This window comes from Alloalcanivorax profundimaris (assembly GCF_015265435.1).
GTDB classification, from domain to species: domain Bacteria; phylum Pseudomonadota; class Gammaproteobacteria; order Pseudomonadales; family Alcanivoracaceae; genus Alloalcanivorax; species Alloalcanivorax profundimaris.
Window position 1 is genome coordinate 57,864 of the sequence record NZ_JABJWH010000001.1, and the last position, 22,512, is coordinate 80,375.

The 22,512-nt window shown below is 67.0% G+C and carries 22 protein-coding genes; 10 read left to right on the forward strand and 12 right to left on the reverse strand.

Annotated elements, in window-relative coordinates; genetic code table 11:
* Nucleotides 1-21: 21 nt before the first annotated feature.
* The 3 genes from HMJ39_RS00265 to HMJ39_RS00275 form a co-directional block, all read right to left on the reverse strand.
* On the reverse strand, nucleotides 22-1,068 hold the full coding sequence (locus HMJ39_RS00265) for a PA0069 family radical SAM protein (RefSeq protein ID WP_161385199.1): 1,047 nt from the start codon (nucleotides 1,066-1,068) through the stop codon (nucleotides 22-24).
* An 88-nt stretch (nucleotides 1,069-1,156) separates the two neighbouring features.
* On the reverse strand, nucleotides 1,157-1,468 hold the full coding sequence (locus tag HMJ39_RS00270; protein WP_161385200.1) for a DUF2288 domain-containing protein: 312 nt from the start codon (nucleotides 1,466-1,468) through the stop codon (nucleotides 1,157-1,159).
* Nucleotides 1,469-1,664: 196 nt separating this feature from the next.
* A complete protein-coding gene (locus HMJ39_RS00275) occupies nucleotides 1,665-3,086 on the reverse strand; it encodes an alkaline phosphatase D family protein (protein WP_228462064.1) in 1,422 nt (473 codons plus the stop codon).
* Between the two features lie 182 nt (nucleotides 3,087-3,268).
* Here HMJ39_RS00275 and HMJ39_RS00280 point away from each other — a divergent pair, with 182 nt between their 5' ends.
* Together HMJ39_RS00280 and metG are read left to right on the forward strand one after the other, a co-directional pair.
* The gene (locus tag HMJ39_RS00280) at nucleotides 3,269-5,977 is read left to right on the forward strand and encodes a hybrid sensor histidine kinase/response regulator (protein WP_256245035.1); all 2,709 of its coding nucleotides are present in this window, start codon (nucleotides 3,269-3,271) and stop codon (nucleotides 5,975-5,977) included.
* Nucleotides 5,978-6,123: 146 nt separating this feature from the next.
* A complete protein-coding gene (metG, locus tag HMJ39_RS00285) occupies nucleotides 6,124-8,148 on the forward strand; it encodes a methionine--tRNA ligase (RefSeq protein ID WP_194295838.1) in 2,025 nt (674 codons plus the stop codon).
* A gap of 49 nt (nucleotides 8,149-8,197) precedes the next feature.
* Here the strand turns inward: metG and HMJ39_RS00290 are convergent, their stop codons facing one another.
* From HMJ39_RS00290 to HMJ39_RS00300, 3 genes are all read right to left on the reverse strand, one after another.
* The gene (locus HMJ39_RS00290; RefSeq protein ID WP_161385203.1) at nucleotides 8,198-8,803 is read right to left on the reverse strand and encodes a DUF6036 family nucleotidyltransferase; all 606 of its coding nucleotides are present in this window, start codon (nucleotides 8,801-8,803) and stop codon (nucleotides 8,198-8,200) included.
* Entirely contained in the window at nucleotides 8,800-9,129 is a 330-nt protein-coding gene (locus tag HMJ39_RS00295; RefSeq protein WP_161385204.1) for a hypothetical protein, read from the reverse strand. Before HMJ39_RS00295 ends, HMJ39_RS00290 begins: the two co-directional genes overlap by 4 nt.
* 225 nt (nucleotides 9,130-9,354) lie before the next feature.
* On the reverse strand, nucleotides 9,355-9,810 hold the full coding sequence (locus HMJ39_RS00300; protein ID WP_161385205.1) for a Spy/CpxP family protein refolding chaperone: 456 nt from the start codon (nucleotides 9,808-9,810) through the stop codon (nucleotides 9,355-9,357).
* A gap of 228 nt (nucleotides 9,811-10,038) precedes the next feature.
* Here HMJ39_RS00300 and rsxA point away from each other — a divergent pair, with 228 nt between their 5' ends.
* The 8 genes from rsxA (at nucleotide 10,039) to nth (ending at nucleotide 17,609) form a co-directional block, all read left to right on the forward strand.
* A complete protein-coding gene (rsxA, locus tag HMJ39_RS00305; RefSeq protein WP_161385206.1) occupies nucleotides 10,039-10,623 on the forward strand; it encodes an electron transport complex subunit RsxA in 585 nt (194 codons plus the stop codon).
* Nucleotides 10,620-11,204, forward strand: coding sequence for an electron transport complex subunit RsxB (rsxB, locus tag HMJ39_RS00310; RefSeq protein ID WP_194295839.1), 585 nt, complete (start codon nucleotides 10,620-10,622; stop codon nucleotides 11,202-11,204). The genes rsxA and rsxB overlap by 4 nt, the downstream gene beginning before the upstream one ends.
* Nucleotides 11,204-13,906 carry an electron transport complex subunit RsxC gene (gene rsxC, locus HMJ39_RS00315; RefSeq protein ID WP_194295840.1) on the forward strand — a complete coding sequence of 901 codons (2,703 nt, stop codon included), beginning with the start codon at nucleotides 11,204-11,206 and terminating at the stop codon, nucleotides 13,904-13,906. Before rsxB ends, rsxC begins: the two co-directional genes overlap by 1 nt.
* Nucleotides 13,903-14,910: an electron transport complex subunit RsxD gene (rsxD, locus tag HMJ39_RS00320; protein ID WP_194295841.1), complete on the forward strand. Its 1,008-nt coding sequence runs from the start codon at nucleotides 13,903-13,905 to the stop codon at nucleotides 14,908-14,910. Before rsxC ends, rsxD begins: the two co-directional genes overlap by 4 nt.
* Entirely contained in the window at nucleotides 14,907-15,554 is a 648-nt protein-coding gene (gene rsxG / locus HMJ39_RS00325) for an electron transport complex subunit RsxG (RefSeq protein WP_194295842.1), read from the forward strand. Before rsxD ends, rsxG begins: the two co-directional genes overlap by 4 nt.
* Nucleotides 15,547-16,257: an electron transport complex subunit E gene (locus HMJ39_RS00330; RefSeq protein WP_194295843.1), complete on the forward strand. Its 711-nt coding sequence runs from the start codon at nucleotides 15,547-15,549 to the stop codon at nucleotides 16,255-16,257. Before rsxG ends, HMJ39_RS00330 begins: the two co-directional genes overlap by 8 nt.
* An 86-nt stretch (nucleotides 16,258-16,343) precedes the next feature.
* Nucleotides 16,344-16,874, forward strand: a complete 531-nt coding sequence (locus tag HMJ39_RS00335) for a glycine zipper 2TM domain-containing protein (protein ID WP_161385213.1) — start codon at nucleotides 16,344-16,346, stop codon at nucleotides 16,872-16,874.
* A 96-nt stretch (nucleotides 16,875-16,970) separates the two neighbouring features.
* Nucleotides 16,971-17,609 (forward strand): endonuclease III, encoded by a 639-nt coding sequence (nth, locus tag HMJ39_RS00340; protein WP_194295844.1) that lies wholly within the window; start codon nucleotides 16,971-16,973, stop codon nucleotides 17,607-17,609.
* Nucleotides 17,610-17,746: 137 nt separating this feature from the next.
* Here the strand turns inward: nth and HMJ39_RS00345 are convergent, their stop codons facing one another.
* From HMJ39_RS00345 to rpsA, 6 genes are all read right to left on the reverse strand, one after another.
* Nucleotides 17,747-18,091, reverse strand: a complete 345-nt coding sequence (locus tag HMJ39_RS00345; protein WP_228462066.1) for a ComEA family DNA-binding protein — start codon at nucleotides 18,089-18,091, stop codon at nucleotides 17,747-17,749.
* Between the two features lie 113 nt (nucleotides 18,092-18,204).
* A complete protein-coding gene (gene pyrF / locus HMJ39_RS00350; protein ID WP_194295845.1) occupies nucleotides 18,205-18,900 on the reverse strand; it encodes an orotidine-5'-phosphate decarboxylase in 696 nt (231 codons plus the stop codon).
* A complete protein-coding gene (gene lapB, locus HMJ39_RS00355; RefSeq protein ID WP_194295846.1) occupies nucleotides 18,897-20,075 on the reverse strand; it encodes a lipopolysaccharide assembly protein LapB in 1,179 nt (392 codons plus the stop codon). The genes pyrF and lapB overlap by 4 nt, the downstream gene beginning before the upstream one ends.
* The gene (locus tag HMJ39_RS00360) at nucleotides 20,072-20,311 is read right to left on the reverse strand and encodes a DUF1049 domain-containing protein (RefSeq protein ID WP_194295847.1); all 240 of its coding nucleotides are present in this window, start codon (nucleotides 20,309-20,311) and stop codon (nucleotides 20,072-20,074) included. Before HMJ39_RS00360 ends, lapB begins: the two co-directional genes overlap by 4 nt.
* 24 nt (nucleotides 20,312-20,335) lie before the next feature.
* Entirely contained in the window at nucleotides 20,336-20,701 is a 366-nt protein-coding gene (gene ihfB, locus HMJ39_RS00365; RefSeq protein ID WP_194295848.1) for an integration host factor subunit beta, read from the reverse strand.
* Nucleotides 20,702-20,770: 69 nt separating this feature from the next.
* Nucleotides 20,771-22,450, reverse strand: a complete 1,680-nt coding sequence (gene rpsA, locus HMJ39_RS00370) for a 30S ribosomal protein S1 (protein WP_161385221.1) — start codon at nucleotides 22,448-22,450, stop codon at nucleotides 20,771-20,773.
* Nucleotides 22,451-22,512: the final 62 nt, after the last annotated feature.

Genomic DNA, 22,512 nt, shown 5'->3' on the forward strand with positions numbered 1-22,512 from the left:
GGTGGCGATGTATCGGGGGCGCTAACCGTCCCACAAATGCAGTTGCCCGGCCAGCCCCGGCGGGCGGAAGGCGCCGGTGTCCAGGGTGAAGGCCTCCCGGGGCGCCAGGCCGGCGCGCTGGCAGGCGGTGCGGAAGCGCCGCGACAGCAACTGCGCCCAGGGCCCCTGGCCCCGGTGGCGATGGTGCCAGGCACTGTCGTAGACGGCGCCGCCGTGCAGTTCGCGCACCGTGGCCATGACCTTGCCGGCCCGGTCCGGATAATGGGTCTCCAGCCACTCCTGCCACAGCCCGCCCAGCTCATGGGGCAGCCGCAGGATCACATAGCCGGCGCTGCGCGCTCCGGCGGCGGCCACCTGCTCGACGATGTCCTCCATCTCGTGGTCGTTGATGAAGGGGATCAGCGGCGCCACCAGCACCGTCACCGGCACCCCGGCCCGGGCCAGTTCGCGGACCGTGCGCAGCCGCTCGCGGCCGCCGCTGGCGCGCGGCTCCAGCTGGCCCTTGAGGCGGTTGTCCAGGGTGGTCACCGACACCGCCACGGAGGCGCGGCCCTCCCGGGCCATGGGGCCGATCAGGTCCAGATCGCGCAGCACCAGGGCACTCTTGGTGATCAGGCTGAACGGGTGCCGGCATTCACTGAGCACCTGCAGGATCTCCCGGGTAAGGCGCCGCTCCCGCTCCACCGGCTGGTAGGGGTCGGTGGCGGTGCCGATCACCAGCGGCCGGCACTGGTAACCGGGCTTGCGCAGGGTGTCGCGCAGCACCTCGGCGGCGTTGTCCTTGCAGAAGATTTCCGACTCGAAATCCTGGCCCGGGGACAGGTCCACATAGGCGTGGTTGGGCCGGGCGAAACAGTAGATGCAGCCGTGCTCGCAGCCCCGGTAGGGATTGAGGCTGGTGTCGAAGTGCAGGTCCGGGCTCTGGTTGCGGGTGAGGATCGAGCGGGCGATCTCCCGGTGGTAACGGGTGGGCCGCGCCGCCGCCGGTTCCTCATGTTCGCTGTGGGTGGTCGCGAAGCGGCCGGGGCGCCGGTTCAGGGTGCCACGGTTGGACGCGCGGGTGGCCATGGGCAAGCTCCAGAATACTGTTCTTATGGACAGTATAGTGAGAGCGGACGGGACTGCAACGTGTGACCACCTGGAGCGGTGGCGGTGCTCAGTGCGGGCGGACCGGCTGCACCAGCACCCAGGGCATCACCACCACGGTCCACAGCTCCTGGCCGGCTTCGAACCAGGCCCGCGCCTGTTCGTCCTGGACGCCGTCCACGCGCCCCTGGGCGCGCCATTGCTGGAGCTGCTCGGCACGGTCCTCGGCGAACGCCACCGCCACCTCGATCAGATCCAGGTCGCCGGCCACCGCCACGGTCTGGCCCCGGGCGAAGAACGGCTGCAGTTCGGCCCAGTGGGCGCGGGCGGTTTCCTGGTTGAGCTTGGCTTTGAGGATGTCCGTGTCGCTGGGTTCGGCCATGGGGTCCTCCGGGGTTGGCGGGGGCGCCATTATGGGGACCGGGGCCGCAAAAAGAAACGCCCGCCTGGGGAAGGCGGGCGGGCTGTACCGGGCCGAAAAGAACCTCCTTGTTCGTTCGCGTCCTTGCCAAACCACTATAGGAGCGACGACGGCGCTTATCGATCAGAGATTTGCTCTGATTCGTGTAGGAAATTCGCTATTCCCAACGTATGCTCGCGCCGACATCGGGCACCGGTTCCCCGTCCCGGTCGAACAATTCCAGGCGCGCGCCCTGCTCGTCCAGGCTGACCCGGGAGAAGGCGTCGCGGCTGTACACCCGGCCCGGCACCCGCACCTTGCCCAGGGACGGCTTCCACAGGCCGCGCAGGCGGTGGTCGTCGCGAATCATCGGCCGGTACCAGCGGAACGCCATCAGCGCCGTGGGCCAGAACAGGCCGGAGCAGATCCAGGCGTGCAGCGGCGCCTTGCCGAGACCGTCCAGGCGCGCGTACAGGGAGGCATGCACATCGCCGCTGAGCACCAGCAGCCGGCGCGCGCCGCTGGCGCGGATGCCGTCCAGCAGCCGCTGACGCTGGGCGCGGAAGCCCTCCCAGCTGTCCTCGCCGCGGAACGGCCAACGCTGCTCCGGAAACAGCGGCACCGACGACACCAGGCATTTGACGCGGTCCGGCCCGTCGTTGAGCCAGGCGAGCACCGCCTGCTCCTGCTCCCGGGAGAGGATGTTGCGCTGCCAGGGCCAGCGGCTCAGGGCCCGCTCGGTGCGCAGATCCATCAGGAAGAAGTCGGCGGCGCCCCAGCGGAACCGGTACCAGAGCTGCTCCGGGTCCCGGCCCAGGCGGCTGCCCGCCGCGTTCAGCGGCACCGCCGGGGAGTGCGAGGCCTGGTAAATCTGGTAGGCCTTCATGGCCGCCGGGTACTTGCTGGTCCACAGATCCGGATTGGCGCGGGCCGGCCAGTTGTTCTCGATCTCATGGTCGTCGAGGATCATGTGGTGGTTGTGGTTGGCCATCAGCCGGCGGATGTTGGGCTGGCCGAAACTCTGCCGGTAGAGGTCGAAATACTGTTGCTGGGAGGAGGCGGCGCCCAGCTTCCAGGTGGCGTCGGCGTAGACCTGATCGCCGGCGTACAGCACGAAGTCGGTGTCCCGCTCGGCGGTCTGCCGGCCCATGACCTCGAAGATGCGATCGGCGCGGTCGTCCTCCACCTCGTGGTCGAGCCCCACGAAACGGTAGCAGCAGGAACCGAACAGGAAGCTCACCGGCGCCCGGTCGTCGTCCGGGGCGGTGCGGAAGTGCCCCAGGGGCAGGCGGTGCCAGTCCAGTTGGGTGTCGGCGCTGTCCGGCCGCTCCACGTACCCGGCCTGGTATTCATAGCGGGTGCCCGGACTCAGATCGCGCAGCACCACCACGCCGCTGCTGTCGAAGTTGCCGTTGATGCGGAAATGCCGGGGCCCGCGCCAGTGGGGCTCGCCCACCGCCCGCCAGCGAATGCGGCCGTGGGGCGCCTTGCGACCCGCCGCCAGGGCGCCGGCGGGCATCACGCCAAGAATGCGGATGTGGGTGCGTCCGGCGGTGCCGACGATCGGCCCCACCGCGAATGGTAAGACGGATATGGTCAAGGTTCCCTCCCCGGGCCATCGTGGATTGAGCCCCCGCATAAGCGCTGCTAGCATCGATAAAGGCCAACGACGGGGTACCCTTTATTTTGATGCAGGAAGCGGTTTCTTACCTTCTGCGGTTCGCCGTACTGACACTCCTGATCGGACTCCTTCCCTCCCCCGCGTGGAGCCAGGAAAGCGCCGTGATCGACGGCCAGAGCGATACGCTGCGACCCTACGCGGCCCTCAGTTATTTTTGTACGCCTCCGGAACAGTCCCCCGCTCCCGAAGCCGTGAAAAGCGACCCGGACGCCTGGCCCTGGCGGCGCGCCGACGGCGTACCCAACCTGGGTTTCACCGCCGAGCACTGCTGGTTCCGTCTGCCGGTGCGCAACGTCTCCGACCAACCCGCCGACTGGTGGCTGGTGGTGGAGTACGCCCTGCTCGGCGAGCTGGACGTGCACGTGCTCGACGGCGACCGCGCCGTGGCCGACTACCGCGCCGGCATGGACCGCCGCTTCGACACGCGCCCGGCGGCGGAGGCTTTGCCGGCGTTTCCCCTGAGCCTGCCCGCCGGCGCCGAGCGCACCGTGCTCATGGAAGTCGCTTCGCCTCACAGCATTCAACTGCCTCTGCGGCTGATGAGCAAGTCCGCCTACGATCAGGCGCTGCTCAGCCACACCCTGATCCAGGGGGTGTTCTTCGGCGGCATGCTGGTGATGATCCTCTACAACCTGTCGCTGTTCTTCTCGATCCGCGAGCGCGCCTACCTGCTCTACGTGCTGTGGTCACTGGCCATCACCCTGTTCATGGCGGTGTTCCACGGCTACGCCCAGAAGTACCTGTGGCCGGGCTCCGCCCTGCTCAGCCAGTACGTGATGCACTACCTGCTGCCGGTGCTGGTAATCCTGCCATCGCTGTTCACGCTGCATTTTCTGGATTTGCCGTCCCGGGCACCGCCGCTGGCGCGGCTGCTCAAGGGGCTGGTGACCACCGGCGTGGTGCTGCTGCTGGCGGCGCCCTTCGTGAGCCGCCAGTGGCTGATTCCGGTGGCGGTACTGGCGGTGCTGGCGATGGATTTCAGCATCCTGCTGGCCGGCGTGCTGCGCAGCGCCGCCGGCGACCCGGACGCGCGCATCTTCACCCTGGCCTGGCTGTGCTTCATCGTCGGCGCCGCCGCCATGTCGCTGAACAAGTATGGCGTGCTGCCGCGCACCGACCTCACCGAGAACCTGCTCCAGGTGGGCGTGTTCCTGGAGGTGATCCTGCTGTCGCTGGCCCTGGCGCGGCGCATCAACCGGCTCAAGGAAGCCCACGCCCTGTCGGTGCGCGACAAGGCCATCGCCGAGATGGATGCCTTCAAGGCCGGCGCCCGCAACCAGGCCAAGAGCGAATTCCTGGCCACCATGAGCCATGAGATCCGCACGCCGATGAACGGCATCATCGGCATGACCGATCTGCTGCGCCGCACCGACCTGAACAGCCAGCAGGCCCAGTACGTGGACACCATTCACCAGTCCACCCAGTCCCTGGTGACGGTGATCAACGACATCCTCGATTACTCACGCATCGAATCCGGCAAGCTGGAGCTGGAATACCAGGACGTGGACGTGGAACAGCTGATCGACGACTGCGTGCGGCTGTTCGCCCTGCGCGCCTCGGAAAGCGGCGTGTCCCTGTACACCTACGTGGATTCCCGGGTGCCCCGGCGCATCCGCACCGATCCGATCCGCGTCAAGCAGATCCTCACCAACCTGCTCAGCAACGCCTACAAGTTCACCGACCGGGGCCAGGTGGCGCTGCACCTGGGCGTGCGCCAGCCCCCGGACGAGCAAGGCCACTGCGTGGTGATGCTGGAAGTGGTGGACACCGGCATCGGCCTGGACGAGGCCCAGCAGCAGAACCTGTTCCAGGTGTTCGGCCAGAGCACCCGGGGCAGCCGCCACCGCCTGCAGGGCACCGGCCTGGGCCTGACCATCTGCAAGCGGCTCACCGAGCTGCTCGGCGGCGAAATCGGCGTGTCCAGCTCCCTGGGCCGGGGCGCCACCTTCTGGGTCACCCTGCCCACCCTGTCCCGGGAACCGGCGCGGCCGGAAAAGGCCCTGGCCGGTCACCGGGTGATGATGATTGACAACGACGCTTCCCTGGCGCTCAGCCTGTCACAGCTGATGACGCGCTGGGGCCTGACGGTGCAGGAATACGCGGACTGCGAGCAGGCCCTGGCGGGGCTGGACGCGGAGGAAGCGTCGGCGGATCTGCTGCTCGCCTCGGAGGCCAACCTGGCCCGCCGCGACGTGCTCACCACCATCCGCGAGCGGCTCGGCAACCCGCCGCTGCTGATTCTCCAGGCCACCGGCGCGGAAATCACCGGCGAACTGCCCGACGACATGCTGCTGGTGGAAACGCCGGTGTCGGCCCGGGCCCTCAAGCACAGCCTGGGCACCCAGCTGCGCGAACGGGAGGAAGCCGCCGCCGACCCGGTGGCGCCACCGGCCCGGGGCGGCCACCCCAGCCTGTCGCGGCTCAACGTGATGGTGGTGGAGGACAACGCGGTCAACCAGCTGGTGATCGACAGCATCCTGCGCTCCATTGGCATCCAGGCCACCCTGCTCACCGACGGCGGCCAGGCGGTGCGGCGCATGGAAGCGACCCCGGGCAACTGGGACGTGATCTTCATGGACTGCGAGATGCCGGTGCTGGACGGCTACCAGGCCACCCGCGAGATCCGCCTGCTGGAAACCCGCCTGGACGTGGACCCGTGCTGGATCATTGCCCTGTCCGCCCACGCCACCGGCGATTATGTGCACAAGGCCCGGGACGCCGGCGTGGACGATTACCTGAGCAAGCCGGTGTCCCGCAATCAGGTGCTGGAGGCGCTGCAGCGCAACCGGGCGATGAGCGGCGCGGGCTGAAGGGATCGCGCCTGAAGCCGCTCCTACCCGGCAACCGGCAGCCACCGTAGGAGCGGCTTCAGCCGCGAACGGCCCGGGCAGTTTCAACAGCGCGTCGGGGCCAGTATCATAACGGCCCTGATTTCCCGTCGAAGATTGAAAGCCCCATGAGCGAACAACCCCGCAAGATCCTGGTCACCAGTGCCCTGCCCTACGCCAACGGCCCGATTCACCTGGGCCACCTGCTGGAATACATCCAGACCGACATCTGGGTGCGCTTCCAGAAACTGCGCGGTCAGCGGTGCACCTATGTCTGCGCCGACGACGCCCACGGCACCGCCATCATGCTCAAGGCGGAAGAGAAAGGCATTTCCCCGGAACAGCAGATCGCCGAGGTGAAAGCGGACCACGAACGGGACTTCGCCGATTTCCAGATCCGCTTCGACAACTACTACAGCACCCACAGCCCGGAGAACCGCCAGTTCTCCGAGATGATCTTCCAGCGCAACAAGGACGCCGGCTACATCGTCGAGAAGGAGATCACCCAGCTGTACGATCCGGAAAAGGGCATGTTCCTCTCCGACCGCTTCGTGCGCGGCACCTGCCCCAAGTGCAAGGCCCCGGACCAGTACGGCGACAACTGCGAGGTGTGCGGCGCCACCTATTCCCCCTCGGAGCTGATCGAGCCCTACTCCGCGGTGAGCGGCGCCACCCCGGTGGAAAAGCAGACCACCCAGCTGTTCTTCGACCTGCCCCAGTTCGAGCCCATGCTGCGCGAGTGGACCCGCTCCGGCTCCCTGCAGGAAGGCGTGGCCAACAAGCTGCAGGAATGGATCGAGGAACTGCACCCCTGGGACATCTCCCGGGAAGCGCCCTACTTCGGCTTCGAGATCCCCGGCTACCCGGGCAAGTACTTCTACGTCTGGCTGGACGCGCCGATCGGCTACATGGCCAGCTTCAAGAACCTGTGCGAGCGCGAAGGCTGGGACTTCGACGACTACTGGAAAGCGGATTCCGATGCCGAGCTGTACCACTTCATCGGCAAGGACATCATCAACTTCCACGGCCTGTTCTGGCCGGCCATGCTGGAAGGCGCCGGGCTGCGCAAGCCCACCGCCATCTACAGCCACGGCTTCGTCACCGTCAACGGCGCCAAGATGTCCAAGTCCCGGGGCACCTTCATCATGGCCCGCACCTACCTGGATCATCTGGACCCGGAATACCTGCGCTATTACTTCGCCGCCAAGCTCAACAGCCGGGTGGACGATTTCGACCTCAACCTGGAAGACTTCGCCCAGCGGGTGAACACCGACCTGGTGGGCAAGGTGGTGAACATCGCCAGCCGCACCGGCAACTTCGTCAAGAAATTCGGCGGCGTGCTCGCCGCCCAGCCGGACAACCCGCTGCTGGTGCGCGAGGCCCAGGAAGCGGCGCCGCGCATCGCCGCCTTCTACGAACAGCGTGAGTTCGGCAAGGCGATGCGCGAGATCATGGCCCTGGCCGACCACGCCAACGGCTACATCGCCGACAAGGCCCCCTGGTCCCTGGCCAAGGAAGACGGCAAGGACCGCGAGGTGCTGGAGATCTGCACCACCGCCCTGAACGTGTTCCGCCTGCTGACGCTCTACCTGAAGCCGGTGCTGCCGGGCCTGGCGGAGCGCGCCGAGGCGTTCCTCGACATCGAACCGATGACCTGGGGGGACGCCGACCAATTGCTCCTGGAACACCCGATCAACAAGTTCAAGCCGCTCATGGCGCGGGTCGACATGGCCCACATCGAGGCCATGCTGGCGGACTCCCGGGACACCAACCCGGCGGCCCCGGCCGACAATGGCGCCGACAAGAAGAAGGACGCCGAGGACGACACCATCACCATCGACGACTTCCTCAAGGTGAAGCTGCGCGCCGCCCGGGTCACCAAGGCGCAACACGTGGAGGGCGCCGACAAGCTGCTGCAACTGACCCTGGACGTGGGCGAGCTGGGCGAGCGCAACGTGTTCGCCGGCATCAAGGCCAAATACGCCCCGGAAGATCTGGAAGGCCGGCTGGTGGTGCTGGTCGCCAACCTGGCGCCGCGCAAGATGAAGTTCGGCGTCTCCGAGGGCATGGTGCTGGCCGCCGGCCCCGGCGGCGAGGACATCTTCATCCTCTCCCCGGACAGCGGCGCCGAGCCGGGCATGGAAGTCCGCTAGCGCCCATCCACGCGCTAGGAGCGCCGCCCGGCCGCTCCTAGCGCGATATTCAACCTACGGAGCCGCGCGGGGAAAGCGCTTTGTCGATAAGCCCTTTCACCCGCTCCCGCAGGTCTTGTCCCTCAAGCGGGGTGTAAAGCCGGTTATGGTAATCACTGATTTTGTCGGCCAGTGCCAACAACTCATCCCGCTCCACCGGATAAACGGACAAGGCTTCGCGGACAAAATCCAGATCGTTACGCATGACGCCGCCATCATTGGCCGCCGCGGCCAGCTTTGAAATGATCAAATCCGGCACGGAAGGCAGAACGGCGGTATAGGTCCGGGTGCCGTCCGATGAGGGCGTACTGCGGCGCACCTGGCGATCCTCCCAGTCTTGCGGCAGAACCGCTGTTGTTTCCGAGACAGGATCAATGTAGTAACCATGGGTCTCATGGAAGGGGCTTCCATAGCCTTGGATGTCGAGCAGCTCCGTTGCTTCTTCATCGTGCGAGAAATACATATCCACCTCCACCGACATTAAAGCGCCGTGGGGAGGTTGAATATCACCCGGAAGCTGAGCGACCAGTGCCTGCGAACCGATGATGACCACCTCGCTTTTGCCAACCGCCTCGCACGCGGCACGGACCAGATGGGCGACTTTCTCCGGAGTCATGCCCGCATCACCTGGCTTGAACGCCGCCCTGGGCGCCGAGCCCTGGCGAAGACGAGCGGGCTGGCGATCAGCATGCCGCGCTGATGAGGGGTGCGTGGCGTCATGAACGCCCGCATGGCCGGCAGATCCCGTCGCGATAGCAGCCTCCGCCATTCTTCATACCAATACAGCGCGCCAGTGTCCTTTTCTTGCCGGGCAAGCGCCTCCCACTGGCCGACCAGGACGAGCAAGTCGTCCATCACCTCTGGATGCTCGTCGACAATAACCAATGCCTCGGCGTAGGCTTGGAGCCGTTTCCGGTCCGTTTTTATCCGCAGATCGTCCATAGGGTCACCCAGTCAATCCAGCCAGCCCCAAAAGACTAACAAAAAAGCAGCCACCACACCGCCTTCGCCACCTACGGAGCCGCGCGGGAAGCTACCTCGTAGCGTCTCGTCGTGGCCCGGATGGAGAGTCCGGCTCCCCGACTGTCTGAAGCGCGCATAAAAAAAAGCGGCCATAAAAAAAGCGGCCCGGGGGCCGCTCCTTTGGTCAGCGTGTCAGCGCCGGGCTTACTGCTGCTGGCCCTGCTGCTGTTGCTGCATTTGCTGCTGCATCTGGCGCATCTGCTCACGCTGTTGGCGGGCCCGCTCTTCCAGGGTGGCACGCTGTTCCTCGGTGAGGGTGTCCTGGATGCGCGCCTGGAGCAGCACGGTCTCGGCGGCGATATCGCCGGTCACTTCGCCCAGCTCCTCCGCCTGATCACGGATGTCGCCTTCGTCGTAGTCGGGACCGATCTGTTCGCTCAGGGACTGCTGCAGCTCCTGGGCTTCCATGCGCATGTTGTTGATCTTGCCCTCGGAGTCCTGCATGAAGTCACGCATCTCCGATTTCTGATCGTCGCTCAGCCCCACGATCTGGTCGAGCTGATCAACGCGGTCCGCCTGGGACGGCGCCTGCTGGGCGTGGACCACGCCACCCAGACCCAATGCCAGCAGCGTGATGCTCAGTCGCTTAACGATCGCCATAGTGTTCTCCATTCAGTCTTTACAGGATCCGTGATCCGCGAGAGGACCACCCTACCGGATCAGGCAACGTTTCTTCACCCCCGTTCCCGGGGGTTTTTCCCCAGGGCGGCGGCGCGAAGCACCCGCTTACCCGTGCGCCCCAGTCATGGCGCGGTGTCGCGGGGGTCACTCGGAAACGGAAAATTTTGCTAAACTCGCGCCCTCGGAAGCCCAAGAACGACGCCACCCATGACCGAATACCTGTTGATCCTGATCAGCGCGGTGCTGGTGAACAATTTCGTGCTGGTCCAGTTCCTGGGCCTGTGCCCCTTCATGGGCGTCTCCAACAAGGTGGAAACGGCCATGGGGATGTCCCTGGCCACCACCTTCGTGCTCACCCTCTCCTCGGTGCTGTCCTACCTGACCTGGGCCTACATCCTGGTGCCCTTCGAGCTGGAATACCTGCGCACCATCAGTTTCATCCTGGTGATCGCGGTGGCGGTGCAGTTCACCGAGATGTTCGTCAAGAAGGCCAGCCCACTGCTGTACCGGGTGCTGGGCGTGTTCCTGCCGCTGATCACCTCCAACTGCGCGGTGCTGGGCGTGGCGCTGCTCAACGTGCGCCAGGCGGACGCCACCTTCATGAGCTCGCTGACCTACGGGCTGGGCGCCGCCCTGGGCTTCTCCCTGGTGCTGGTGCTGTTCGCCGCCCTGCGCGAACGCATCGCCGTGGCCGACGTGCCCGAGGCGTTTCGCGGGCCGAGCATCGGCCTGATCACCGCCGGGCTCATGTCCCTGGCGTTCATGGGCTTCTCCGGGCTGATCAAGTTATGACCACGGTGCTGATCGCGATCGCCGCCCTGCTGGCCCTGGCCGCCGTGTTCGGTGCCGCCCTGGGCTTCGCCTCGGAGAAGTTCAAGGTGGAAGGCGACCCGATCGTCGACCAGATCGACGGCCTGCTGCCGCAGACCCAGTGCGGGCAGTGCGGCCATCCGGGCTGCCGCCCCTACGCCGAGGCCATCGCCGAGGGCGAGGAGCACAACCGCTGCCCGCCCGGCGGCGAGGCCACCGTGGAAGCCCTGGCCGACTTGCTCGGCCGCGAGGTGCTGCCCCTGGACGACGACGGCGCCGAGGACGCCGGCGAGGATCGGGTGGCCTTTATCCGCGAGGACGAATGCATCGGCTGCACCAAGTGCATCCAGGCCTGCCCGGTGGACGCCATCGTCGGCGCCGCCAAACAGATGCACACCGTGATCGCCGACGAATGCACCGGCTGCGATCTGTGCGTGGAGCCGTGCCCGGTGGACTGCATCGACATGCTGCCCCGGGAAACCACCCTGGCCACCTGGAGCTGGGATCGCCCCGCCGGCATCGGCCGGCGGCCGGAAAACCGTATCGACGTGGTCAACCTGTGATGCTCGGTCTGTTCCGCAAAGCCCGCCAACCCACCCTGGTGTTCGACTTCCCCGGCGGCGTCCACCCCCCGGAGCACAAGGACCGCTCCAACGGCACCCCGATCCAGCCCGGCCCGCTGCCCGCGCAGCTGGTGCTGCCGCTGAACATGCACCTGGGCGCGCCGGCCAAACCCTGCGTGGGCGCGGGCGACCGGGTGCTCAAGGGCGAGAAGATCGCCGAGCCGGTGGGCGCGGTGAGCGCCGCCCTGCACGCCCCCACCTCCGGCACCGTGGTGGCCATCGGCCCGCGGCCGATCCAGCATCCCTCCGGGCTGGACGCCCTCTGCATCGTCATCGAACCGGACGGCGAGGAGCGCTGGGTCGAGCGCCGGCCGGTGGCGGACCCGGCGGCCCTGGGCCCGGACGGTCTGGTGGCGCTGCTGCGCGACGCCGGCGTGGCCGGCCTGGGCGGCGCCGGCTTCCCCACCGCCGTGAAGGTGACCCTGGGCGACCACCAGCGGGTGGCGCAGCTGATCATCAACGCGGTGGAGTGCGAGCCCTACATCACCGCCGACGACCGCCTGATGCGCGAACGCGCCGACGAGATCGTCGCCGGCATCCGCCTGCTGCAGTACCTGCTCAATCCCCAGGACACCCTGATCGGCATCGAGGACAACAAGCCGGAGGCCATCGCCGCCATCCGGAGCGCCTGCGCCGGCTCCGACATCCAGGTGCGGGTGGTGCCCACCAAATACCCCTCCGGCGGCGAGAAACAGCTGATCCAGCTGCTCACCGGCAAGGAGGTGCCCAGCGGCGCGATCCCCGCCCAATGCGGCGTGGTGTGCCAGAACGTGGGCACCGCCTGGGCGATCAAACGGGCCGTCCACGATGGCGAGCCGTTGATCCGCCGCGTCACCACGGTCACCGGCGACGCCGTGGCCCGCCCCGGCAACTACGAGACCCTGCTCGGCACCCCGGTACGCGACCTGCTGCGCCACGCCGGCGTGGACGGCGAACGCCTGGGCCGGCTGGTGATGGGCGGCCCGATGATGGGCTTCACCCTGCACGACCCGGCGGTGCCCGTGGTCAAAACCAGCAACTGCCTGATCGCCGCCACCGCCGAGGAGCTCCCGGAACCGCCGCCGGAGCAGGCCTGCATCCGCTGTGGCGCCTGCGCGGAGAGCTGCCCGGCCAGCCTGCTGCCCCAGCAGCTGTACTGGTACGCCAAGAGCGACGACTTCGAGCGCGCCCAACGGCACGACCTGATGGACTGCATCGAGTGCGGCGCCTGCGCCTATGTGTGCCCCAGCCACATCCCGCTGGTGCAGTACTACCGCTATGCCAAGGGCGAAATCCGCCACCAGGCCGCCGAACAGCTCAAGGCGGACCGCGCCCGGGAGCGCTTCGAGGCCCGCCAGGCGCGCCTGGAGAAGGAACGGGAAGAGAAGGAAGCCCGCCGCCGGGCGCGCCTGGAGGCCAACCGCCAGAAGCAGGCCGCCGCCCAGGCCCCGGCCGGCGACGACAACCGCCTGGCGGATCTCAAGAAAGCGGTGGGCAAGGCCTCCAGCACCTACAAGGCGGCGGTCAAAGCCGCCAAGACCGCCGAGGCCCAGGAAGCGGACAACGCCGCCGAGCTGCGCGCCCGGGCCGACCAGCTCAAGGCCGAGGCGGACCGCCTCAAGGCGGAGCTGCGCGACGCCAAGGCCGGCGCCCCCGCCGCCGCGCCCACCGCCGATCCGCTCGCCGACCTGAAGAAAGCGGTGACCGAGGCGTCCAGCGCCTATAAAGCGGCGGTCCGGGACGCCAAGGCGGCGGAAGCGGAAGAAGCCGGGGACGCCGCCGAACGGCGCGCCGAGGCGGACCGCCTGAAAGCGGAAGCGGACCGCCTCAAGGCGGAACTGCGCGAGGCCAAGGCCAACGCCCCCGCCGCCGGCGCCCCGGCAGCGGCGCCCACGGATCAGCTGGCCGACCTGAAGAAGGCCGTGGGCGAGGCCTCCAGTGCCTATAAGGTGGCGGTGAAGGCGGCCAAGGCCGCCGAGGCGGAGGGTACCGACAACGCCCACGAGCTGCGCGCCAAGGCGGACACCCTCAAAGCGGAAGCGGACCGCCTCAAGGCGGAGCTGCGCGACGCCAAGGCCGCCAACCCCGGCGCGGCGGTGAAACCCGCACCGGCTCCCGCCGGCAAGACACCGGACGGCACCCCGGCCGCCACTCCGGCCACCGAGGAAGCCTCCCCCACGCCGCCCACCGCCGACCCGGAAGCCGCCGCCAAGCGCCAGAAACGCCTCAAGGCCCTGAAGACCGCCTACAACATGGCCCACAAGCAGTACAAGGAAGCCCATGCCGCCCTGGAGCGGGCCGAGCGCGACGCCGGCGACGACGACCAGGAACGGCTGGACGCCCTGGCCGCCAAGGTGGACAAGCTCAAGGCCAAGGCCAACCACTGCCGCGACGCCCTCAACGCCCTGGTGGAAGAAGCCAAGGCGGACATCCGTGCCCACACCGGCAAGAATCTGAAGACCCTCAAACTGGAGGCGGCCCGGGCGGAAAGCGCCCTGCGCCAGAAGGCCGACGAACTGGCCCGGCTGCGGGACACCGCCGACGCCGACACCCTGGAGACCCTGGACGCGGAGGTGCGCGCCCTGGATGAGGAAGCCCAGGTGGCGCGCCGTGCCCTGAAACAGGCGGTGGAGGAACAGGGGCTGGTGGAGGACGACCAATGAGCCTGATCAACGCCCCCTCCCCGCACACCCGGGAGCGCACCGACACCGGCGCGGTGATGCGCCGGGTAATCCTGGCCACCCTGCCCGGCCTGGCGGTGCTGGTCTGGCAGTTCGGCGCCGGGGTGCTGTTCAACGTGCTCTGGGCCGCCGCCGTGGCGCTGGCCTGCGAGGCCCTGTTCCTGCGTGCCCGGGGCAAGCCGGTGGGCTTCTACCTGCGCGACGGCAGCGCCCTGGTCACCGCCGTGCTGCTGGGCCTGGCGTTGCCGCCCACGGCGCCCTGGTGGCTGCCCCTGATCGGCGTGGCCTTCGCCATCGTGGTGGCCAAGCAGCTCTATGGCGGGCTGGGCATGAACCCGTTCAACCCGGCCATGGTGGGCTATGTGCTGCTGCTGATCTCCTTCCCGGTGGCCATGACCCAATGGATCGCCCCGGGCCAGGCCCCGGCTCCGGCCGACAGCCTGGCCCTGTTCCTCGGCCAGACTCCGGCGGACGCCTTCAGTGGCGCCACCCCCCTGGACACCTTCCGCACCTGGGCCGGCGACGCCGGTGCCCTGGCCGAGCACGGCATCCTCCAGGGCGTGCTGGCCGGTCGCGGCTGGCAGTGGGTAAACCTGGCGTTCCTGGTCGGCGGCCTTTATCTGCTGGCGCGCCGGGTGATCGGCTGGCACATTCCGGTGGCGTTCCTGGCCGGCCTGGGCGTGCCGGCGCTGATCGCCCATCAGATCGACGCGGCGCGCTTCGCCGGCCCGCTGTTTCATCTGTTTTCCGGCGGCGCCATGCTGGGCGCCTTCTTCATCGCCACCGACCCGGTGAGCGCCGCCACCAGCCGCCTGGGGCGCTTCATCCAGGCCCTGCTGATCGGCGTGCTGATCTGGGTGATCCGCACCTTCGGCGGCTACCCGGACGCGGTGGCCTTCGCGGTGCTGCTGCTCAACTTGGCGGCGCCGTTCATCGACTACTACACGCGGCCCCGCGCCTACGGCCATAAAGGAGCCCGCTCATGATCCGCCAGGCGGTGACCCGCAACGCCGTGATCCTGGGGCTGTTCGCCATCGGCACCGCCGCCGCCCTGGCGCTCACCAACCAGGCCACCCTGGCGCGGGTGGAATGCAACCGCCAGCAGGCGCTGATCGGCTCCCTGGCCCAGGTGATGCCCGCCGACCACCACGACAATGTGCTGCTCGACGACCGGGTGGCCGTGCGCGATCCGCTGCTCGGACGCGGCGGGAAAACCGTCTACCGGGCCCGCCGCGACGGCGCCCCCGGCGGCGCGGTGCTGGAGGCCACCGCCCCGGACGGCTACGGCGGCGCCATCAACCTGATCGTCGGCGTGGATATGGACGGTCGCGTTCTGGGCGTGCGCGCGGTACCGCCGCACAACGAAACCCCGGGCCTGGGCGACAAGATCGAACGCCGCAAGTCCGACTGGATCCTGTCGTTCAACGGCAAGTCCCTGGACAATCCGGCCCCGGACGGCTGGGCGGTGAAGAAAGACGGCGGCCGCTTCGACAGCTTCACCGGCGCCACCATCACGCCGCGCGCCGTGGTCACCGCCGTGCACCGGGCGCTACGCTATTTCAACGCCCACCGCGACGACCTGTTCGCCGCCCCCGCCCTGCCCCATAACACGGAGACCTGCGATGGCTGACGTGGACTACAAGAAAATCACCCGGGACGGCCTGTGGACCAACAACCCGGCCACCGTGCAGATCCTCGGCCTGTGCCCGCTACTGGCGGTCACCGGCACCGTGGTCAACGCCCTGGGCCTGGGCCTGGCCACCCTGGTGGTGCTGATGGGCTCCAACGCGGCGGTGTCGATGATTCGCGGCTATGTCACCGACGCCGTGCGTCTGCCCGCCTTCGTGATGATCATCGCCGCCCTGGTGACCATCATCGAAATGCTGATGCGCGCCTTCACCTTCGAGCTTTACGAGATCCTGGGCATCTTCATCCCGCTGATCGTCACCAACTGCACCGTGCTGGGCCGCGCCGACGCCTTCGCCAGCAAGCACCCGGTGCTGCCCAGCCTGGTGGACGGCTTCATGATGGGCGCCGGCTTCCTGGTAATCCTGGTGATCCTGGGGGCGCTGCGCGAAGTGCTCGGCCAGGGCACCCTGTTCGACAATATGCAATTGCTGTTCGGCCCCGCCGCCGCCGGCTGGCGCCTGGAGGTGATTCCCGACTACCCGGGCTTCCTGCTCGCCGTGCTGCCGCCCGGGGCCTTCCTGGGCCTGGGGCTGATCATCGCCGGCAAGAACGTCATCGACCGGCGCCTCAAGGACGCCCGCAAGGCCCGCCAGGCGGACGCTCCCAAGGCCAGCCGCCGGGTGCGCACCACCGGCAAGGTGTAAAAACGCGGTTTTAACGACCTTATACAACGTTCACGCGCGGTTTCGGGTACAACATCGCCAAAGCCATGAAGAAAAAGGAGGCTGCGATGAATACCCCGGCAACAGTGGCATTGGCCGTGGTCGGCACCCTGGCGGTGGTCGGCGTGGGTTACGGCGGTTACAAGGCCGTCAGCGGCGACGCCAACCGCTACGCGGAAGTGGTCAAGGTGGAACCCGCCACCAAGAGCTACCAGGAACCGGAGCAGCGCTGCCAGCAGGTCACCGTGCAGCGGCAGAAGCCGGTGAAGGACAAACACCAGATCACCGGCAGCGCCATCGGCGCCGTGGTGGGTGGTGTCATCGGCCACCAGTTCGGTGGCGGCAGCGGCAAGGACGCAGCCACCGCGGCGGGCGCCATCGCCGGCGGCTACGCGGGCAACAAAACCCAGGAACGGATGCAGGAAGGCAACACCTACACCACCACCGAGGAACGTTGCCAGACGGTGATGAACACCCGCACCGAGAAAAACGGCTACAACGTCACCTACCGCCTGGACGGCCAGACCCGCACCGTGCGCATGGACGACGAGCCCGGCGACCGTCTGCCGGTGGAAAACGGCCAGGTAGTCACGGACTGACCCCTTCCCTTCTCCCCCGGGGCGGCATCGCCGCCCCAGCCCTTCCCGGTTATACTGCGCGTTTTCGCCGATCCGCCCCTGGCAGCGAACGTCATTATGAACCGCGAAAAACGCACCGAGATTTTCCGCCGGCTGCGCGACCAGCGCCCGGAACCCACCACCGAGCTGCACTACGACTCCGCCTTTGAACTGCTGGTGGCGGTGGTGTTGTCCGCCCAGGCCACGGACGTGGGCGTGAACAAGGCCACCGCCCGGCTGTTTCCGGTGGCCAACACGCCGGCGGCGATCCGCGCCCTGGGCGTGGACGGGCTCAAGGAATACATCAAGACCATCGGCCTGTTCAATTCCAAGGCCGAGAACATCATCAAGCTGTGCGACCAGCTGCTAGCGAAACACGACGGTCAGGTGCCGCGCTCCCGGGCCGCCCTGGAAGCGCTGCCCGGGGTCGGACGCAAGACCGCCAACGTGGTGCTCAACACCGCCTTTGGCGAGCCCACCATCGCCGTGGACACCCACATCTTCCGGGTCAGCAACCGCACCCGCATCGCCCCGGGCAAGAACGTGCAGGAAGTGGAGCAGCGTCTCCTGCGCGTGGTGCCCGAGGAGTTCAAGCGCGACTGCCACCACTGGTTGATCCTGCACGGCCGCTATACCTGCACCGCGCGCAAACCCAAATGCGGCGAGTGCATCATCGCCGACCTGTGCGAGCTCCCCCTTTCCAAGCGTCCGGCTTAAGCCGCTCCTACCGTGCCGACCCACGCCAACGAAAAAGCCGGCCACCCCGGGGCAGGGAGGCCGGACACGCGGAAATCATCGGAGAGCTCACGGGGAGGGCGTTTCCGCGCTAAAGCAGGAGTCGTTGGCCGCGGGGGTCAGAGCGTGATCTGGTCGCGCAGGCGCGCCAGGGTCTTCTCGCCGATACCCTTGATCGCCAGCAGTTGCTCCACCGACTGGAAGGGGCCTTCCTCGTCGCGCCATTGCACGATCAGGGCGGCGGTCTTGGGCCCCACGCCGCGCAGGCTTTGCAGCTCCTCGGCGCTGGCGGTGTTGAGGTTCACCGGCGCGCTGGCGGCGGCCCCCGCCGCCGGGGCGGCCTCCGGAGCGGCCTGGGCCAGGGGCGCCCCGGTCACCAGCAGCATGCCGAGCATCAGGGTGCACGCCAGGCGGCGCATGGGGCCGGCGCCCCGCAGGGTGAATCCGTTCATCAGAAATCGCATGGTGTATCTCCTCTTCTTCCTTGTTGAAAGCGGGTTTGCGTAAAAGCCACTTCACTGTAGGAAAGAAGAGGGAGACTGGCTGTCAGCCGATGCTGTGAGTTTGCGCGAGAGATTCAGGAAAGACTTTGTAGGATATCGTCCACCACCGCCGTAGGATTTGGCGCACGGGTAATGGGACGGCCGATCACCATGTGGCTGACGCCCAGGCCCCGGGCCTGTACCGGCGTCACCACCCGGCGCTGATCGTCGCCGGCGCTGCCCGCCGGGCGGATGCCCGGGGTCACCAGGTCGAAGTCCGGCCCGCACAGTTCCCGCAGCATGGCCGCTTCCCGGGCGGAACAGACCACGCCATCCAGGCCATGGGCGCGGGTCAGCGCCGCCAGACGGCGCACCTGCTCCTCGGCGCCGTCGCGCAGGCCGATTTCCCGGAGATCGTCATCGGTCTGGCTGGTGAGCACGGTCACGGCGATCAGACGCGGCGGCGCGGCGTGGCCGGCCAGGGCCTCGCGGGCCGCGTCCATCATGCGCCCGCCGCCGCTGGCGTGCACATTGACCATCCATACCCCCAGGTCGGCGGCGGCGCGCACCGCCCCGGCCACGGTGTTGGGGATGTCGTGGAACTTGAGGTCCAGGAACACCTGGAAGCCGCGCTCGCGCAGGGCTTCCACCACCGCCGGGCCGCCCCGGGTGAACAACTCCTTGCCCACCTTGACCCGCACCCGGGCCGGGTCCAGCCGCCCCGCCATGGCCAGGGCGGCCTCCGGCTCGGCGTAGTCCAGGGCGACGATGATGGGGCTGTCGGCGGTCACGATGGGTTGCCTCCTTCGGAGCGGGGTTTGATGGTGCCCCAACGGCGGCAGCTCGGGCAGCGCCATTGCAGCAGCGGGGTCTGGAAGCCGCAGCGGCGGCACTGGTACACGGTGTTGTCGGAGGTGAGCCGCTCGGTGAGTTCCTTGAGCATGCCCAGGTGCTCGCGGGCCTCGCCCTGGGCGGAGCCCTGCAGGTTCATGTCGATGATGCGGTGCAGGCCGCGCACCGAGGGATTGGCCTTCATGTAGTCGGCGATGAAGTCCGCCGCCTCGCGGTCACCGTAGCGCTCGCGCAACTGTTCGGAGAGCAGCAGCACCCGGGCCGTGGACGGCCGTTCGGCGCTGATGTCGGCGAGCAGCTTGATGAATTCCTCTTCCTTCTCCAGGTGCTGGTAACACTGACGCAGCTCATCGAGCACCTCGTCGAAGAAATCCGGGTCCTGCTTCCAGATGCGCTTGAAGGCATCGATGGCGTCGTTCCACTGCTCATCGCGCATCTCCAGGCGCCCCTGAACCACGCTGGCGCGCACGCACTGCTTGTCGAAGCCCAGGGCCCGGCGCAGCATGCGTCGCGCCGGCGTGAGCTCGCCCCGGGCGATCTGGGCGTCCGCTTCCTCGCAACAGTAATGCGCCAGGATCGGGCCGATCTTGGGGTCGCTCTTGACCAGCTGCTCGCCCATGGAGATGGCGCTGCTCCAGTCCCGCTCCTGCTCGTAGAGGTGGGTAAGCTGGCGCACCACCGGTTCGCGCTTTTCGCAATCCTGGTCGAGCATTTCCAGAAGCACTTCCTCGGCGCGGTCGAACAGGCCGCCGGCGAGATAGTCCTCGGCCAGCTCCAGCTGGATCTGCTCCTGGGTGGGGCGCGGCAGTTCGCCCTGCTCGAGCAGGTGGGAATGGATCAGGGTGGCGCGGTCGAACTCACCGCGTTTGCGGAACAACCGCGCCATGCTGAGGTGGGTTTCCAGGGTCTGGTCGGACACTTCCAGGCTGTTGAGCAGGGCCTCCACGGCCTTGTCCGGCTCTTCGTTGAGCAGGAAATTGAGGCCGGCCACATACTCCTGGGAAAGGGACTCCATGCGCCGGCGCTGGCGGCGCTTACCTTCCCGTCGCCCCAGGTAGAAGCCAGTGGCGATGGCGAAGAAGAACAGCGGAATCAGCCAAAGCGGTTCGCTCATGAACGGGGCCCGAACAGACCGCGCACGCCCCGCAGGCCCAGTCCGGTCACCAGCCCCACCAGCAACCCGGCGGCCAGCAACAGCACCACCAGAGCGCCCAGGGTCACCTGCCATTGCAGGCCGCTCACCGGCAGCGACAGGGTCACGGGCTGGGTGTTCACGGTCACGAACAGGAAGGCCAGGCCGAACACCGCCAGCAGGGCCAGAATCAGAAAAATACGGTAGAGATTTCGCATCGCGCTTCGTCCTGCCCGGGGGAATCAGCCGTTGGCCGCTTCACCACGGGGATGATCCCGGTCGTCCTGATCGCTACCGGAGGGATGGTCTGGCATGGATTCATTGACCCGTTCGCGCAATTCCTTGCCGGATTTGAAGTGCGGAACGTACTTCCCGTGCAGCTTCACGCTGGCGCCGGTCTTGGGATTGCGGCCCACGCGCGGGGCACGGAAATGAAGGGAAAAACTGCCGAAGCCACGCACTTCGATGCGCCCGCCCTCGGAGAGGGTGTCGGCCATGACTTCGATAAGGTGTTTGACGGCAAGCTCCACGTCCCTGGGAGACAACTGCTGTTCATTTTGTTTGGCAATACGGGCAATCAGTTTCGACTTGGTTAACGCTGACGCCATTGCAACCTACTCCCCTGGGCTCCCTGCCCAGCGGGGCCGGCCGCTTGGCCGGCCCCCGGGGAGGAGCCATTATGACTCGTTGCTGTTTTCCATTTGCTGCTTGATCAGATCACCAATGGTCTTGGGTGCATTGGCGTCCTGATTCTGCAGGTTGTCCATGGCTTCACGATCCTGTGCCTGGTCCTTGGCACGCACGGACAGGTTGATAACCCGGTTCTTGCGGTCGACGTTGGTGATACGCGCTTCCAGCTCGTCGCCCACGTTGAGAACCTGAGTGGCATCGCTGACACGGTCGCGGCTGATCTCGCTGGCACGCAGGGTGCCTTCCACGTTCTCGGCCAGTTCGATGGTGGCGCCCTTGGCGTCCACTTCCTTCACCGTGCCCTTGACGATGCTTCCCTTCTCATTGGCAGCAACATACTGAGCAAACGGATCGTCTGTCAACTGCTTGATTCCAAGGGAAATTCTTTCCCGCTCGGCATCGATGGACAGAACCACGGTTTCCAGTTCATCGCCCTTGTTGAAGTTGCGCACGGCTTCCTCGCCCTGCTCTTCCCAGGAGATGTCGGACAGGTGCACCAGGCCGTCGATACCGCCTTCCAGGCCGATGAAGATGCCGAAGTCGGTGATGGACTTGATCTTGCCGGTGATGCGGTCGCCCTTCTGGTAGTTCTCGGCGAAGGATTCCCACGGGTTGGGCAGGCACTGCTTGATGCCCAGGGAAATCCGGCGACGGTCCTCGTCGATATCGAGGATCATCACTTCCACTTCGTCGCCGATCTCGACCACTTTGGACGGATGGATGTTCTTGTTGGTCCAGTCCATTTCGGACACGTGGACCAGGCCTTCCACGCCTTCCTCGATCTCGGCGAAGCAGCCGTAATCGGTGAGGTTGGTGACGCGGGCACGGACCTTGGAGCCTTCCGGGTACTTCTGCACGATGTCGTGCCACGGATCCTCGCCCAGCTGCTTGAGGCCCAGGGACACGCGCATTTTCTCGCGGTCGAACTTGAGAACCTTGATCTCGATTTCCTGGCCCACTTCGACGATTTCGCTGGGGTGCTTGATGCGCTTCCAGGCCATGTCGGTGATGTGCAGCAGGCCGTCGATGCCGCCCAGGTCCACGAACGCACCGTAGTCGGTCAGGTTCTTGACGATACCCTTGACCACCATGCCTTCCTGCAGGGACTCGAGCAGCGCCTCGCGCTCGGCGGAGTGCTCGGCTTCCATGACTGCGCGGCGGGAAACCACCACGTTGTTGCGCTTCGGATCCAGCTTGATGACCTTGAAGTCCAGGTCCTTGCCTTCCAGGTGGGTAACGTCGCGTACCGGACGGATGTCCACCAGGGAGCCGGGCAGGAACGCGCGGATCGGGCCGATATCGACGGTGAAGCCGCCCTTGACCTTGCCGGAGATCTGGCCTTTGACGATTTCGTCCTTGTCGAACGCCACTTCCAGCTCCGCCCATACTTCGGCGCGCTTGGCTTTCTCGCGGGACAGGCGGGTGAAGCCCATGCCGTCGTCGATGGCGTCGACGGCCACTTCCACTTCGTCGCCTTCGACGATTTCCAGTTCACCGCTCTCGCTGATGAACTCGTTGCGGGAAATGATGCCCTCGGACTTCAGACCGGCGTTGACGGTGACCCAGTCACTGTCGATGGAGACCACGGTGCCCTTGATGATGGAACCGCGGGCAACGTCCAGGTCCTTAAGGCTTTCTTCGAAAAGTTCGGCAAAAGATTCAGTCATGGATAATCTCGTGATACACATGCCAACCAGCAGACATGGGTTGTTCATAAAAGGCCGCGATT

What these genes read in the sequence shown, in the direction of transcription:
- HMJ39_RS00265 (WP_161385199.1), bottom strand. Translation starts at nt 1,068, where the DNA reads ATGGCCACCCGCGCGTCCAACCGTGGCACCCTGAACCGGCGCCCCGGC.
- HMJ39_RS00270 (WP_161385200.1), bottom strand. Translation starts at nt 1,468, where the DNA reads ATGGCCGAACCCAGCGACACGGACATCCTCAAAGCCAAGCTCAACCAG.
- metG (WP_194295838.1), top strand. Translation starts at nt 6,124, where the DNA reads ATGAGCGAACAACCCCGCAAGATCCTGGTCACCAGTGCCCTGCCCTAC.
- HMJ39_RS00290 (WP_161385203.1), bottom strand. Translation starts at nt 8,803, where the DNA reads ATGACTCCGGAGAAAGTCGCCCATCTGGTCCGTGCCGCGTGCGAGGCG.
- HMJ39_RS00295 (WP_161385204.1), bottom strand. Translation starts at nt 9,129, where the DNA reads ATGGACGATCTGCGGATAAAAACGGACCGGAAACGGCTCCAAGCCTAC.
- HMJ39_RS00300 (WP_161385205.1), bottom strand. Translation starts at nt 9,810, where the DNA reads ATGGCGATCGTTAAGCGACTGAGCATCACGCTGCTGGCATTGGGTCTG.
- rsxA (WP_161385206.1), top strand. Translation starts at nt 10,039, where the DNA reads ATGACCGAATACCTGTTGATCCTGATCAGCGCGGTGCTGGTGAACAAT.
- rsxB (WP_194295839.1), top strand. Translation starts at nt 10,620, where the DNA reads ATGACCACGGTGCTGATCGCGATCGCCGCCCTGCTGGCCCTGGCCGCC.
- rsxC (WP_194295840.1), top strand. Translation starts at nt 11,204, where the DNA reads ATGCTCGGTCTGTTCCGCAAAGCCCGCCAACCCACCCTGGTGTTCGAC.
- rsxD (WP_194295841.1), top strand. Translation starts at nt 13,903, where the DNA reads ATGAGCCTGATCAACGCCCCCTCCCCGCACACCCGGGAGCGCACCGAC.
- rsxG (WP_194295842.1), top strand. Translation starts at nt 14,907, where the DNA reads ATGATCCGCCAGGCGGTGACCCGCAACGCCGTGATCCTGGGGCTGTTC.
- HMJ39_RS00330 (WP_194295843.1), top strand. Translation starts at nt 15,547, where the DNA reads ATGGCTGACGTGGACTACAAGAAAATCACCCGGGACGGCCTGTGGACC.
- HMJ39_RS00335 (WP_161385213.1), top strand. Translation starts at nt 16,344, where the DNA reads ATGAATACCCCGGCAACAGTGGCATTGGCCGTGGTCGGCACCCTGGCG.
- nth (WP_194295844.1), top strand. Translation starts at nt 16,971, where the DNA reads ATGAACCGCGAAAAACGCACCGAGATTTTCCGCCGGCTGCGCGACCAG.
- HMJ39_RS00345 (WP_228462066.1), bottom strand. Translation starts at nt 18,091, where the DNA reads ATGCGATTTCTGATGAACGGATTCACCCTGCGGGGCGCCGGCCCCATG.
- lapB (WP_194295846.1), bottom strand. Translation starts at nt 20,075, where the DNA reads ATGAGCGAACCGCTTTGGCTGATTCCGCTGTTCTTCTTCGCCATCGCC.
- HMJ39_RS00360 (WP_194295847.1), bottom strand. Translation starts at nt 20,311, where the DNA reads ATGCGAAATCTCTACCGTATTTTTCTGATTCTGGCCCTGCTGGCGGTG.
- ihfB (WP_194295848.1), bottom strand. Translation starts at nt 20,701, where the DNA reads ATGGCGTCAGCGTTAACCAAGTCGAAACTGATTGCCCGTATTGCCAAA.
- rpsA (WP_161385221.1), bottom strand. Translation starts at nt 22,450, where the DNA reads ATGACTGAATCTTTTGCCGAACTTTTCGAAGAAAGCCTTAAGGACCTG.